Below are 15315 nucleotides of genomic sequence, written 5' to 3' on the forward strand. Positions count from 1 at the left end.
AAATGGGATGGTGAGCCATGTTTTATTTGAAAAACAAGAACTTTTGGATCTTCGGTGCCTTCTGTTTTTTCTATTTCTTTATCATGGGCGCGGTGCTGCCGTTCTTTCCGATCTGGCTGCATGACGTCAATCATCTCGATCAGCAACAAACCGGGCTGGTGTTCGCCGGCATGGCGCTGTTTGCCCTGGTGTTCCAGCCGATTTTTGGCTTCGTCACCGACAAGTTTGGCCTGAAGAAACACCTGCTGTGGATGATCATCTTCCTGCTGCTGTTTCTGGCGCCGCTGTTTATCTATGTGTTCTCGCCGCTGCTGCAAAGCAACTTTTTGCTGGGCGCATTGCTGTGCGGCATTTATCTCGGCCTGGTGTGTAGCGGCGGTTCGCCGGCGATTGAAGCCTATATCGAAAAAGTGAGCCGCCGCAGCCAGTTCGAATATGGTCGCGCCCGGCTGTTTGGCTGTATCGGCTGGGCGATCTGCGCCTCGATCGTCGGCTACATGTTTACCATTAACAATCAATTCGCGTTCTGGCTGGCCTCGAGCTTCGCGCTGGTGTTGGCGGGATTGCTTTACCTGTTCAAGCCGGAAGAGAACAACACGCTGGCGGTGGCGGACGGCTTGGCGCTGAACCACAATCCCATCAAGCTCAAAGCGGCGCTGGGGCTGTTGAAAATGCGCAAATTCTGGTGTCTGGTGATGTATATCGTCGGGGTGGCCTGCGTGTACGACGTGTTTGATCAGCAGTTCGCCAACTTCTTCACCTCGTTTTTCCGCGATCGGCATGCCGGTACCCAGGCATTTGGCTATGTCACCACGCTGGGCGAGTTTCTTAACGCTTTTATCATGTTCTTTGCGCCGTTGATCATCAACCGCATCGGCGGCAAGAATGCGCTGCTGATTGCCGGGGTGATTATGTCGGTGCGGATCATAGGTTCGTCGCAGGCGGACTCGGTGACGGCGGTGATTGTCCTCAAGACCCTGCATATGTTTGAGGTGCCGTTCCTGCTGGTGGGCATCTTCAAATACATCACCACCCAATTTAACGTTAACCTTTCCGCGTCGATCTACCTGTGGGGCTTTTGCTTCTTCAAACAACTGTCGGCCATCGGCATGTCCTATGCGGCGGGGATGATGTACGTCAATTACGGCTTCAAAACCTCTTATCTGATCCTTGGCTGCATCGCGTTGCTGTTTACCCTGATCTCGGCCTTTGCCTTGACCGGCAAGGCGCGGGTATTGAAGGGGGAAGGCACGCTGCCGCTGGCGGTGAGATAGTGAAAACTGCATCAGGTGTTGTGCCTGTGTCCCCCAAAGCTGCTGTGACTGAAGGGGCTATGTATTTGTTGGCAGTCATTCAGGCGGATGTCGTTAAGGGGTCGGCAAGCCGATACACCCTGGCGTTCCAGTAGCTGTTGCCTGACTGGCTGTGAAGCTTCCAGCCGGCCTTCTTCAATTTATTGGCAATCAGGCTGTTCATTACGCCATGTCCCAACAGCAGTACTGCCCCCTGAGCCGCCGCGAGATCGGCCAGTTTGCCGCTGGCGGCCGCGGCGCGTTTTTGGGCTGATGACAAGGATTCGACATTTTTCGCGTAGCCGCATAGCCACAGAAGGCGAAAAATCACCACCCAATGCAAGGGGCGTAAACGTAACAGCGGTACAGAGAAAACCGGCAGCTCGGCTTCGCAGAACAGGGCATCGCTCTCGTGGGGCTGCAGGCCCAGCAAGGCAAGTGAAGCCAAGGCTCTCGGCAGGGTGCTGGCGACGACATACCGGGGTTGCGAAGCGAGCGACCTGGCGTTTTCGGGCGGCGTATCGGCGATGCCCGCAAGATTGTAGTGATCGATCCAGGCGCGCATCTCGTGGGTGCGCTGAAGCTTGTCGGTATCGATGTTCGGCTGACCGTGACGCAGTAGAATGATGTCCATTTATCGCCCTCCCTTCGGCGGCGCATTATGGCACAGTGCCGATGTGTCGGCAGCGGTTTGCACGGCCTGGCGCACCGGATGTTCATCCGTTTGCTGTCTGCGGGGTGAGTTTATTGCGTATTGAGGTTCGGGGGCGCTGCGGGTGGGGGATAGAGCACGCCGGATGGCGTGCTCCAGGGTAGGGCTTGGGCGATTATTTCTCGTCCGGCAGAGCGTAAGCGACGATGTAGTCGCCCAGCTTGGTGCCGAAGGAGCCATGTCCGCCTGCGGAAATCACCACGTACTGCTTACCGTTAACCTCATAGGTCATTGGCGTTGCCTGGCCACCGGCCGGCAGACGTGCTTCCCACAGCTTGTCACCGTTGGTGACGCTGAAGGCGCGCAGGTAGTTGTCTGCGGTTGCGCCAATGAAGAACACATTACCGGCGGTAGAGACCGGTCCGCCCAACATCGGCATGCCCATCTTGAACGGCAGCGGCAACGGAGAGCTGTCGCGCACGGTACCGATGCGTTTTTTCCACACGATGTCGTTGGTTTTCAGGTCTACGGCGGAAATATAACCCCATGCCGGCTGTTTGCATGGCAGACCAAACGGCGACAGGAACGGGTTCAGGGTCACGCCGAACGGCACGCCATACTGTGGCTGCACGCCGGCTTCAGTGCCGCTGCCGCCTTTGTCGTCGGCTGGCGGTTCAATCGGGTTGCCTGGGCCGCGCGGGATCAGTTTGGAAACGAACGGCAGCGCGATCGGGTTGGCGATGGCGATTTGACGGTCGGTATCGACAGACAGGCCGCCCCATTCGAACATACCGAGGTTGCCAGGGAACACCAGCGTGCCCTGCTCGGAAGGCGGAGTGAAGGTGCCTTCGTAACGCAGGCTGTGGAACATCACCCGGCAGACCAGTTGGTCATAGATGGTCGCGCCCCACATATCCGCGCCGGTCAGTTTTTTCTCCGGACGGAAAGTCAGCTCGGAGAACGGCTGGGTCGGTGACAAGCGGTCGCCTTTGGCCGGGCCTTGCGGGACCGGTTTTTCTGGCGCCGGCACCACCAACTCGCCGTTGGTGCGGTTCAGCACGAAGATATTGCCGGTTTTGGTCGGTACGTAAATCACCGGCACCTTGTTGCCGCTCTTGTCGGTGATATCCGCCAGAGTAGGCTGAGCCGGCACGTCCATATCCCACAGGTCATGGTGCACGGTCTGATAGAACCAGGCCAGCTTGCCGGTGGAGGCATTCAGCGCCAGCAGGCCGCTGGCATAACGCTCCATTTCCGGCGTGCGGTCGCCGCCCCAGATATCCGGGGTGGTCACGCCCATCGGCAGATAGACAATGTCCAGTTTGGCGTCATAGGCGGCAGGCGCCCAGGAGTTCGGCGAGTTCGGCGTGAAATGGTGCTCGTCCGCCGGGATGGCGTTCGGATCTTTGGCACCCGGATCAAAGGCCCACAGCAGCTTGCCGCTGTTGACGTCAAACCCGCGGATTACGCCCGAAGGCTCGCGGTTGGAGTAGTTATCGGTAACCGCACCGGCAACGACAATCACCTTATCGGTGATCACCGGCGGCGACGTCGGCTCATAGTGGCCTGGAGTCGCATACGGCATATTGCTTTGCAGATTCAACTCGCCGTTATTGGCGAAATCGGCACAAGGCTTGCCGGTTTCCGCATCCAGAGCAAACAGACGGCCGTCATTCACCGGCAGGATAATGCGGCGTGCGCACTGTGCCGGAGAGGTTTCTGCCGTTGTGCCGGCCGCTGCGGTGGTTTCATGGTAAGACACGCCGCGGCAGGTGATGTGCTGGAAGGTCGGGTTGAATTTCAACTGAGGGTCGAACTTCCACTTCTCTTTACCGGTGGCGGCATCCAGCGCGAACAGCTTCTGGTGAGGCGTACACAGATAAAGCGTGTCGCGGATTTTAATCGGGGTGACTTCGTTGGTGATTTCACCCGGATCGTTGGCGGTCTTCAGGTCGCCGGTCTGGAAGGTCCAGGCTTCCTTGAGTTGGCCCACGTTTTTATCGTTGATCTGGCTCAGCGGGGAATAGCGCGTGCCTTCCTGAGTGCGGCCATAAGCCGGCCAGTCGGCGGCAGACGCATCCGTTTCGGCTTTGACCTGCGCCGGTTCAAGGGTGCCGTGGATCTCTTGCGGATCGTTAAACACCGCGTAGGCCAGAACGCCCACGGTGATCACCAGCGCGATGCTCAAAGCACCGTACGCCAGCTTGCCGTTGGCGATAAGCCGACGATAGATAAAGGGCAACACCAGCCACAGGCCAAAGAAGAAGGTGACGTCCAGACGCGGCGTCAGTGCCCAGAAATCCGGGCCGACTTCCCACAGCGCCCAGACCGTGGTACCGAGCAGGAAGAGGGCGTACAACAACAACGCGGTGGCGCGGCGGCGGAACAGCAGCCAGGCCGTGACCAGCAATACTACCCCGGCGATGATGTAGTACAACGAACCGCCGAGCTTAGCCAACCAGATGCCCCCGGCCAGCAGATAGAGCCCGCTCAACACGGCGAACAGTGCCGTTATGATGACGAGCGGCGACAATGACGCTTTATTTTGCATAGTATTATCCTTACCAAAAATGAAAAGTCCCCGATTTAGAGATTAAGCTAAATCAAAAAAAACACGCGGTTTCTCCTTAAAAAACCAGGGTGACGCAAACCCTGTCCCGCGTTTTTGCCTCGGGGCACTTTGCCTTCTCCAAAGGGGGCGCTGCCACAGGTGATAGCCTGGGTTGCCGCCCGGTCTTGGTTTTATCATTGGTCAACCGATCATTGTTACCGGTAACGGTGCGAGAGTATCCGGATGCTTCCAGCGGGTGTCAATGCCCGACAATTTATTTCCAAAGCTATTACCGTACAGATGAAAGGGATATTTGGCAGTTCACCATTGGGCTTGAGGGAATGTATTCAATTATTTTATTTCCTCTCGGAATTTTCTCGTTACAGGATGAATTTTTTACTCTGCAATTTAAATATAAATAATCAATGCTTTGATTTTTTATATTTTAAAATTCTATTTATTCTTAATTGTTATTATTTATATTGTTTTTTTATTACGTTATAAATCTGGCCGCAACATGCCTGTTTTTTATTTTACCTATTGTTTTAACTGTATTTTATTTATTTTTATTTTGCGTGTTATTTGTGTAAAAAATAAAATAATATTCGATCTCCTATTTTCTTAAGCGTTTACATTAACAGGTCGCCTACTTTGCATGCGGAGGCGCTGCCGTGCTGCGCCAATGCCACCAAATATATAGTCATGGATTATAATTAAAAGGGATTGAATTAATGAAAGTAATTTCCGCCTCGCCTTATACCCAAACTTTTTGGAATGAATATATTCTTAACCCACAATCATGTGAATACAACTTGGTGCTCGACCAAACTATTGAGGGCGATCTGGATATCCACCGCCTGCGTGCTGCGGTGGAGAGCATGAGCCAAAATTATCTTCTTTTTCACCATGTGCTGGATGATAAACACCCGCAACTGCGGTGGGTAAAAACGACCAAGAACATCACCCTTGAAATAGTCGCTGCCGATTGCGACGTCAGCAAATTGATTAATACACCTTTCGATCTCAGAGAAGGGCCGCTGTGCCGGTTTTATCTGATTGAACTGGCGCCGCAACGCTATAATTTCATTAGTGTTGTCCACCACGTCTTGGTCGATGGCCTTGCCGGCCAAGAGTTTTATAACGCCATTTCCACTTATTACAATAATCCGAGCGCAGCGGAATTGCCGGCCGGCAGCATCGATAGCCTCAATGGGCTGTATCGACAATATGAAGAGGATATTTCAGGGCTCAGACAAGAATTCGATTCGCGCGCCTTCTGGCGCAATCTGCTGGCTGACTGCCCGCCACGTGTGGAGCTGCCTTATCTCCCCGATCCGTCCGTTCCAGCGGGCCGCGCCGGCGAAGTCCGTTTCGCGCTGCCTTTTTCCGAGTGGCAAAGCCTGAAGTCCGGCATCAAATACGCCAATCCTTTCCTGATATTCAAAACGCTGTGGGCGCTGCTGATTGCTCGCCTGTCGCCGCAGGACAGGGTGTATATCGGTTATCCCATCGCTGCGGAGGGCGGGAGCGCGTTGTACTACGGCGCTCAGGTCAACACCGCCGTTTTTCCGCTGACGCTGTCGCCGGAGGCCACCTTCAACCGGCTATACCGGGCGACCCTGGGCTACAGCAAAGCGCTAAAAGCCACGGGCAAACTGCGGCACAGCAAATTGCCGATTTACGACATTTTGGGCCAAAGCCAGATCCGCCAGTTGAACGTCAACTTTACTCAGGCTTATCTCAAGGATGCGCCGTTGAGTCTCGGAGAGTGCAGGGTTGACGTTAATCACCGTTTCAACGTTGATCTGGCCGGTTCCGAGCTGTTGCTGGAGTACCAACCTTCCGATTGCGCTTTTGAATTCAGGTTGCGTTACCGGTCGGATTTGTTCGATGAGACGCAGATGGCTGAAATGGCGGAACAGTTCTGTCATCTGTTGCGCAATGCCCTGAACGAACCGGATGCGCCGATCGCTTCGCTGCCGCAGATGACGCCGCCGCAGACCCGCCGTTTGAACGATCACTGGGCCAGCGGTCAGGATGCGCCATCGCAGCAGGCAATGACCTTGTTCGCCGGCGTTGAAAGGCATGCCCGTCTCTATCCTGAGCGCATCGCACTGACCGACGCCCGCGTTGAGCTGAGCTACGGGCAGTTGGCGCAGCGCAGCGACCAACTCGCGCTGCGGCTGCGCGCGGAGTACCTGAGACTGAACGGCGAGGAGATGCGTCCCGATACGCCGATCCCGCTGTATTTGCACCGCAGTGCGGATGCGGTGGTGGCGATGTTGGCCATCATGAAGGCGGGCGGCGCCTATGTGCCGCTGGATCCTGATGCACCGGCACAGCGGTTGGCTTACATTCTGCAGGACGTGAACAGCCCGATTATCATGACCGAAACCGCGCTGCAAGCCGCAGCACAGCAGTTGTCGCCAGCCAGCCACTGTCTGTTGGCGGATGTGCAGTTGCAGGAAGAAGGGGCGAGCGCGCTACCTGTCGTGCGGGCGCAACAGCTGGCTTATGTGATTTACACCTCCGGCACCACCGGGCGGCCAAAAGGCACGCTGTGTGAACATCAGGGGGCCGTGAATATGATCGAGGGGCATACCCGGCGCTTGCTGCAGCGGGAGTCAGGTGTGCTCAACTGTTTGCAGTTCGCCTCGCTGGCCTTCGATGCGCATGTGTTCGAAGTGTTCGTGGCGTTGGGCAACGGACACCGTCTGTTTATCGCCAGTGAGCAACAACGCCGGGATCCCGCGTTGCTGTGCGGGCAAATGGCGGTGTGGCAGATTCATTTTTGCTTCCTGCCGCCGGCATTACTCCACACGCTGCCGGCGCTGCCGCCCTCGGTGCGCCATCTTGCGATGGGAGGAGAGGCGGCCTCACGGACGGTGCTCGATCATTATCTGGCGAGCGGCCTGCAGGTGGTCAATATGTATGGACCGACCGAAGCCTCGGTTAGCGTCAGCCTCAACCTTTATCGCCGCAACGGCGCGCGTAATATCGGCCAGGCTATCGCCAACATGCGCTGTTACGTAGTGGATGAGCATTTTAATCTGCTGCCGCTGGGGGCCGAAGGCGAGTTGTGCCTGGCCGGCATCGGCCTGGCGCGGGGATATCTGAACCTGCCGGAGCTCACTGCCTCCGTTTTCATTGCCAATCCTTTCAGCCAAGAGGCGGATTACCGGCGCCTGTACCGCACCGGCGATCGGGTGCGTCGCCTGGCCGATAACAGCCTGGAGTATCTTGGCCGCCACGATCAGCAGATCAAGATCCACGGCTATCGCATTGAACTGGGTGAAATAGAAATGCAGATGCGCGCCATCGAGGAGGTGGCCGAAGCGGTGGTGGCCGCGCGTCCGGATACGGCGACGCAACTGGTGGCCTGGTATGTGTTGCAGCCCGGCAGCCGGTTGACCGCCGACGAAATCCTTCAACGGCTGGCGGCACAGTTGCCGCACTATATGTTGCCGGCGGCGCTGATGGCACTGCCGTCGATCCCACTGACGGTAAGCCGGAAAGTGGATTACCGGGCATTGCCGGAGCCGACCCCGTTCGAACGACAAGGCGCGTTCCGCCAGCCGGGCACCCCGTTGGAAAGCCAACTGCTGGCGCTGTTCAACCGGCTGCTGGGCTGCCAGGCGGGCGTAGACGATCACTTCTTCCGCCTGGGCGGCAACTCCATCATGGCCATCCGGCTTTGCCACGAAGTCAATAAGCTGCTGGGGGTGAAGATCTCGGCGTTGACGCTGAACCGGCACCCGACGGTGGCGACATTAAGCGAACATATCAACCGGCAGCAACAGGCATCGGCGGATACGGCGATTGTCGCCAGCGGGCTGCGGGAAGCGCCGCTGTCGTTCCAGCAATCCCGGCTGTGGTTTATGCAACAGTTGTCGGGCGGTGCTACGCACTATCTTTCCCCGGTGTTGTTGCGGCTGTCCGCCGGGGTTGATTGCGAGCTTTTCATTAAAAGCCTGCAGGCGCTGGTGAGCCGTCATCAGGTGCTGCGCAGTCTGATCCGCCAGGATGAGCGAGGGGAGGCCAGTCAATGGGTCAGCGAAGAGAGATTGCCGGTATCGCTGCACCTGTTGAGCGCCGAGGCGTTTTCTGTGGCGCTGTCGCAGGCGCTGCAACAGCCGATGGATCTCACCTGCGAGCTGCCGCTGCGGGCTGCGCTCTACCGCTATCCTGAGCCTACGGGGGGCGAGGTAACCGCTTGCCTGCTGGTTTTCCACCATATCGTTTTTGATGGCTGGTCGCTGGAGGTGCTGCTGAAAGAGCTGGACGCGCTCTATCGCCATTTCCAGCGTTCGCCGACAACCCCGCTTCCGACGCCGGGCCTGCAGTATCTCGACTACGCGCTCTGGCAGCGTGCGCCGGAAAACGCGAGCCGCCAGGCGGACGATCTGGCCTTTTGGCAGCGGGAACTGGAGGGTTGCCAGCAGCTCGACATCCCCTTGGATTATGTCCGACCCAACGCTTTCGACGTGCGTGGGGACAGCCGCGAAGTGATACTGCCGGCGGAACTGGTGGCCTCGCTTGACGGGCTGGCGCGCAGAGAAGGGGTTACGCTGCATGCGGTGCTGCTGGCGGGATTCACCCTGTTGTTGTCGCGCTATACCGGCCAGAATGACGTGATGGTGGGTACGCCACTGGCTAATCGCGGCCGGCCGGAACTGGAGGGGGTCATCGGGTTCTTCGTCAATACGCTGCCGCTGCGCAACCGGTTGGATCATCAGCACAGTATAACGGCGTTTATCCGCCAGGTTGCGGCCACCACGCTGCAAGCACAGCAGCACCAGGAGTTGTCGCTGGAACTGTTGGTCGACAGCCTGAAGCTGCCGCGCGACTTCTCACGTCACCCACTGTTCCAGGTGATGTTTGCACTAGAAAGCGACGCCAATGCGACGGAGCGCCCGGACTGGTTGTCGGTGGTCGATCTGAGCGACCACGAGCGGACCGCCAAGTTCGATCTGACCCTGACACTGGTGCCGGATGAGCAGCGGCTGCGTGCCCGTTTCAACTTTGCCGCGGCGCTGTTCAGCCCGGCGTCGATAATGCGGTTGGCGGGTTACTACGTCGCCATTTTGCAGCAGATGGCGCAGCATAGCGATTGGCCTCTGGAAAACATCAGCTTGCAGCCGCAACGCCCGCCGGCGCAACCGGCGCCGGCATTTCCCGGCGCATTCGAGCGCACCTTGCAGAATGATTTCATCCGCCATGCCCAGCGTAATCCGCAGGCGGTGGCGGTGATCGATGAGCTGGGCGAAATGACCTATGGCGAATTGTACGAGGCGGCGCTGACGCTTGCCACCCAACTGCGGCGGCAGGGGCCAATCGTCGGTGAGGCCATCGCTATCATTGCCGACAAAGGGCGCCGACAACCGGTCGCCATGTTGGCGGCGCTGATGTGCGGCAAGGCGTTTCTGCCGATGGATACGAGCTGGCCGTTGCAGCGGCGGTTGGCGGTGATGATGCAGGCCGGGATCAATACGCTGTTGAGCAGCGCGCCCTGGCCGACCCGCGAGATTAACGTTATCGAACTGGGTGCCGACGGCCTTGCCCTGGGGCTGCCGGTGTCCGCGCCGCTGCTGCCGGCGATCGACGCTGCCCCGGACAGCCTGGCGTATATCATTTTTACGTCGGGTTCGACCGGGACGCCAAAAGGCGTGGCGATCGAGCACCGCAGCGTGGTGAGCACGCTCGACGTCACCCGGCGCTATTTTTCCCTCGATGAGCGGGATCGCAGCCTGGCGATCAGCGCACTGAGTTTTGATTTGGCGATCTACGATATTTTCAGCCCGCTGAGCGCAGGCGGTGCGGTGGTCATGCCGGCCGAACGGGACCGGGTCAGCCCGCAGGCCTGGTATCAATTGATGATTGAGCACCGGGTTAGGGTATGGCTGAGCGCCCCGGCGTTAATGGAGCTGTTGCTGGACTATGTCAAAGGAGCAGGGCTGATGTCCGGGCCTGAGCCGGCGCTGCGTGCGGTGATGGTGGGCGGCGACTGGATCGCCACTTCGCTGCCGGCGCGTTGTCGCGAGTGGGCGCCGCGCAGCCGCTTTTTCAGCGCAGGCGGCGCCACCGAAGCGGCGATATTCTCGATGTTGTACGAGGTGCAAAGCGAGCAAGCGATTTTGTCAGCCAGCATCCCCTACGGCAAACCGCTGGCCTACCAACGCTGCTATATCCTGGACGCCTGGCTACGACCGGCGCCTGAAGGGGTCAGGGGCGAGATTTATCTGGCCGGTGCGGGGCTGGCGCGGGGTTACTACGGTGATCTGCAGCGAACCGCAGACAGTTTCTTTTGGCATGAGCAGTTGCAGGATCGCGTCTATCGTACCGGCGACGCCGGTCGTCTGCTTGAAGACGGCAATATTGAGTTTTTGGGGCGCCTCGATCAGCAGATTAAGCTTAACGGCTACCGTATCGAACTGGGCGAAATTGAAAATATTGCGCTGTCTTATCCCGCCGTCACCGCCTGCTGCGTGGTGTTGATTACCCAGCCACAGCCCTATCTGGCCGCCTATTTTGTCGCCGATGAAGCGACAGAGACCCGAATGCTGGCGCAGCATCTGAGCAGCCAACTGCCGCAGTATATGATGCCGCAGGCGTTTATCCAGTTGGAACGGTTACCGCTGACCGAGAACGGTAAAATTGCCCGCCAGGCGCTGCCGCTGCCGGCGGTGGAAGCGCGCGAATTCGCCGCGGCGGAAAATGCCTGGGAGAGCGCCTGCGTTGCCATCTGGCGCGAACTGCTGCAACGGCCGGACATCAGCGTGGAGGACAACTTCTTCTCGCTGGGCGGCAATTCGATTCTGGCGATCCAGGCTTGCTATCAGATCGGCCGACGCTTGCAGCGTGAGGTCACGCTGAGCGAACTGGGGCAGTTCCCGACCATCCGCGCCCTGTGCCAGGCCCTGCGCCAGCTCGGTGGCGGCGAAGCGCCGCTATCGATACCGGCGTTGCAGCGGCAGGCTTACCCGCTGTCGTCTGCGCAGATGCAGCTGTGGTTTATCGAAAATCTGAACGGCGGCAGCAATCTCTATCATGTGCCGATGCTGTTTCGCCTCGACGAGGATGTCTGCCTGACGGCCTATGCCGACAGCCTGCAGGCGATCGTCGCCCGCCATCAGGTGCTGCACAGCCTGATTGACCAAACGCACTCCCACATCGCCGTTTCTCAATCTTGCACGCAGACGCTGTGCGTGGAGCGATTGACGATCGACGCACCGCGCTGGCGGGATCGGCTGAAGCAGGATATCGACCGGCCGTTCGCGCTGGATACCGAGTTGCCGATCCGAGCCTTTATTTATGAGCTCGCGCACCCCGAGGGGGGCCGCGAACGTTACAGCCTGATCCTGGTGCACCACCTGGCGTTCGACGGCTGGTCGCAGCGGCTATTTGTGCAAGAGCTGGACGGCCTGTATCAGGCGCGGCGGCAGGGGCGACCGGCGGCGTTGCCGCCGCTGGCGCTGCAGTATGGCGATTATGCCGTCTGGCAGCAGGAGTACCTGGCCTCGGCGCAGGCCGAAGGGGTGAAGTCCTATTGGCGGCAACGGCTGGCGGGGTGGCAAACGCTGGAGATGCCGCTCGATTTTGTGCGCCCGGCCCAGTTCGACCACCAGGGCGCCAATCACGCCATCAGCCTGCCCGAAGCGTTGATCGCGCAGGCGGAAAATTTTGCGCAACGTGAAGGGGTAACGCCTTTTGCGTTGTACCTGGCGGCGTTCAACCTGTTGCTCGGCTGTTTCAGCGGTCAGCAGGACATTCTGGTCGGCACGCCGGTCGCCAATCGCCCGACGGAGGAGACGCGCTCGGCGATCGGCTTCTTCGTCAACACGCTGCCGCTGCGTTCGCAGATCGACGACGGCCAGCCGTTGGCCAACTATGTGCATCAGGTATTCGACGGCGTGCTACAGGTGCAGAAATACCAGAACCTGCCGCTGGATCACCTGATCGATTTGCTGCAGGTGCCGCGCGATCTTTCGCGTCACCCGCTGTTCCAGGTGCTGTTCGTGCTGGAGGATGACGACGCGCAGCCGTCGCCGCCGGAGTGGCTGAAGCCGCAAAGCCTGATGGAACACTATCAGGCGGCGAAGTTTGACCTGACGTTGAGCATCCAATTGGCGAAGGGCGCCGGGCAAGCGGTATTCAACTATGCCACCGCGCTGTTCAGCCCGGCCACGCTGGAGCGGCTGTCCGGCTATTATCTGACAATCCTGCGGCAAATCGTCGAACGAGGCGAACTGCTCGTCAGCCAACTGGCGCTGGTGCCGGAAGAGGAGGTGGCGCACCAACGGGCTCTCCGCCAGTCCTGCCTGCCGCACTATGATTTTGAACGCGCCATCCATCATGATTTTATCCAGCAGGCCGCCCGGTATCCGCAGCGAGTGGCGATCGTCGACAGCCTGGGCGAACTGAGTTATGGCGAACTGTACCGGGCGGCGCTGACCCTGTCGCTGCAACTGCGTGAACACGCGGATATGACGGCCGAAACCTTGGCGGTAATGGTCGACAAAGGGCGGGCGCAAATTATCGCGGTGCTGGCGGTGGTCATGTCCGGCAAGGCCTACCTGCCGCTGGACGGCGCCTGGCCGGAACGCCGTTGCCTGGACATTATCGACCAGTCGCAGACCCGGGTGATCCTCAGCAGCAGGCCGTGGCGGGAGACCGGCGGGGCCAGAGTGCTGGTGGTCGATCCGCAGGGCGCGGTGGCCGAATTGCCGCCTGCGTCGCCGAGGGCACCGTTGTTGCCGCCACCTTCCGCGCTGGCCTATGTGATCTTCACCTCAGGTTCCACCGGTGCGCCGAAAGGGGTGGCGGTAGAGCATCGCGGTGCGGTGAACAGCATTATCGATACCCTGCGCCAATTGGATCTCGGCGCGGAAGATCGGGCGCTGGCGCTCAGTGCCTTGAGTTTTGATATCTCGGTGTTCGACCTCTTTGGCCTGCTGTCGGTGGGCGGCGCCCTGGTGATGCCGTCCGAAGCCGAACGCTATCAGCCGCAGGCCTGGCATCGTTTGCTGATGACCCAGGGCGTGACCTTCTGGAATTCGGCGCCTTCGGTGATGAGCCTGCTGGTCGAGGAGCTTGAAGCCGGGGCCGCAGAGGCCTGTTGGCCAGCGCTGCGCAACGTGGTGCTGGTGGGCGAGGTTATTTCCCGGCAACTGCCTGCCCGCATTCGCCAGTGGCGACCGGGTTGCCGGGTGGTCAGCGCCGGTGGCGCCACCGAAAGCTCTATTTGGTCGATCCTGTATGACATCCCGGAAACGCCGATAACCGCGCCCAGCGTGCCCTATGGACAGGCGATGGCGCACCAGCGCTTCTATGTGCTGGATCGCCATCTGCGGCTGCTGCCGCCTTGCCTGCCGGGCGAACAATACATCGGCGGGGCCGGTGTGGCCCGCGGCTATTATCGCAACCCGTCGCTGACCGACGAAAAGTTTATTTATCATCCAGAACTGGGGGAGCGGTTGTATCGCACCGGCGACGCAGGCCGCTACCTGCCGGACGGCAATCTGGAGTTTTTGGGGCGGATGGATTTCCAGGTCAAAATCAACGGGTACCGGGTGGAACTGGCAGAGGTCGAACAGCGGGCGCTGGCGTTTGGCCCGATAAAATCCTGTTGCGCCATTGTGTTGCAGGAGGCGTCACAGCATCGGCTGGCGCTGTACTACGTCAGCGATGAAGCGCTGGCGGAACCGGCGCTGCTGGCGTTTATGAGCCAGCGGTTGCCGTTGTACATGATCCCTACCGCGCTGATGCGCCTGGAGGCCTTGCCGTACAACTCCAGCGGCAAGCTGGATCGTAAAGCGCTGCCGGCGCCGGCGGCGCGTGAACTCAATGACTATGTTGCGCCGGGAAATGCGCTGGAACAACGGCTGTGCGCGCTGTGGCAACTGGCATTGCAGTGCGATCGGGTCGGCATGACGGACGACTTTTTCCAACTGGGCGGCACCTCAATTCGGGCGATCTCGCTGTGCCTCAGCATGGCGGAACTGCTGGGCACGCCGGTTCCGGTGGTCAGGCTGTTCCAGCACCGTACGTTGAAGAACCTGCTGGCGGCGGGTGAGCAGCCTTTGGTGATGCCGCTCAATCGGCCGGTCAGCGATGCGCCTGCGTTGTGGATGATTCACCCGGCGTTGGTGGGCGCGGAAGCCTTTCACTCTCTGGCTCAGGAATTGCAGGGGGAAATAAACTGTTATGGTGTTGATAATTACAATCTTTACCACAGACCGGCCATAGATTCTCTCGGTAACATCGCCGAGCTGTATCTGAATGAAATGACCGCCAACGGCCTGCTGAATCAGGCGGGGCCGATACACATTTTGGGGTGGTCATTGGGGGGCATCATTGCCTTGGAGATCGCCGCCAGGCTGGAGGTGCGCGGGCACTGCGGCGTCCGCCTATGTCTGCTGGACAGCTTCTATCGGCAAACGTCGGCTGAGCTGCCGCTTGAGCAACTGCTGTCGGCGTTGGGCATTGAGGGCGATGCGGCCCGGCGCGCTACGGCGGTGGCGCAGGCTGAACAGCGCCTGGCGGGGGGAAGGCTCAGCCGCAGGCTGCAAACCACTCAGGTGACCCTGTTCAAGGCGATGCAGGTGAATCCGCAACTGCCGCAAGGCGTGATGGCGCCGCTGCTGGCGGTAGCGGACAACGGCCTGAGCGCCGCTTGCGAACATTTGACGGTGATCCCGCTGGCCTGCCACCACCACAACATTCTGCAATGCGGGGAGGAGATAAGGGCGGCGCTTAACGCGGGGCAATGACGCTATGGGGAAGACGGTAGGCGCCATCGTCTGATTTATGAGCCAAACTCA

5 protein-coding genes are annotated in these 15315 nt (G+C 59.3%); 3 read left to right on the forward strand and 2 right to left on the reverse strand.

Going from position 1 to position 15315, the window contains the following annotated elements:
- The first annotated feature begins 17 nt into the window (after positions 1-17).
- A complete protein-coding gene (locus SPL01S_RS01215) occupies positions 18-1274 on the forward strand; it encodes an MFS transporter (protein WP_063197086.1) in 1257 nt (418 codons plus the stop codon).
- A gap of 79 nt (positions 1275-1353) precedes the next feature.
- On the opposite strand, the gene SPL01S_RS01220 is transcribed toward SPL01S_RS01215, so the two are convergent.
- Together SPL01S_RS01220 and SPL01S_RS01225 are read right to left on the reverse strand one after the other, a co-directional pair.
- Complete coding sequence (locus SPL01S_RS01220; RefSeq protein ID WP_063197088.1) at positions 1354-1926, reverse strand: hypothetical protein; 573 nt, start codon at positions 1924-1926, stop codon at positions 1354-1356.
- 193 nt (positions 1927-2119) lie between these two features.
- Positions 2120-4495 (reverse strand): glucose/quinate/shikimate family membrane-bound PQQ-dependent dehydrogenase, encoded by a 2376-nt coding sequence (locus tag SPL01S_RS01225; RefSeq protein WP_063197090.1) that lies wholly within the window; start codon positions 4493-4495, stop codon positions 2120-2122.
- An 89-nt stretch (positions 4496-4584) separates the two neighbouring features.
- On the opposite strand from SPL01S_RS01225, the gene SPL01S_RS25105 reads away from it, so the two are divergent.
- On the forward strand, positions 4585-4917 hold the full coding sequence (locus SPL01S_RS25105; RefSeq protein WP_147424909.1) for a hypothetical protein: 333 nt from the start codon (positions 4585-4587) through the stop codon (positions 4915-4917).
- A 309-nt stretch (positions 4918-5226) separates the two neighbouring features.
- Entirely contained in the window at positions 5227-15264 is a 10038-nt protein-coding gene (locus SPL01S_RS01230) for a non-ribosomal peptide synthetase (RefSeq protein ID WP_063197092.1), read from the forward strand.
- The last annotated feature ends 51 nt before the right edge of the window (positions 15265-15315 follow it).

This window comes from Serratia plymuthica NBRC 102599 (assembly GCF_001590925.1).
In the GTDB taxonomy this organism is placed as follows: Bacteria; Pseudomonadota; Gammaproteobacteria; order Enterobacterales; family Enterobacteriaceae; genus Serratia; species Serratia plymuthica.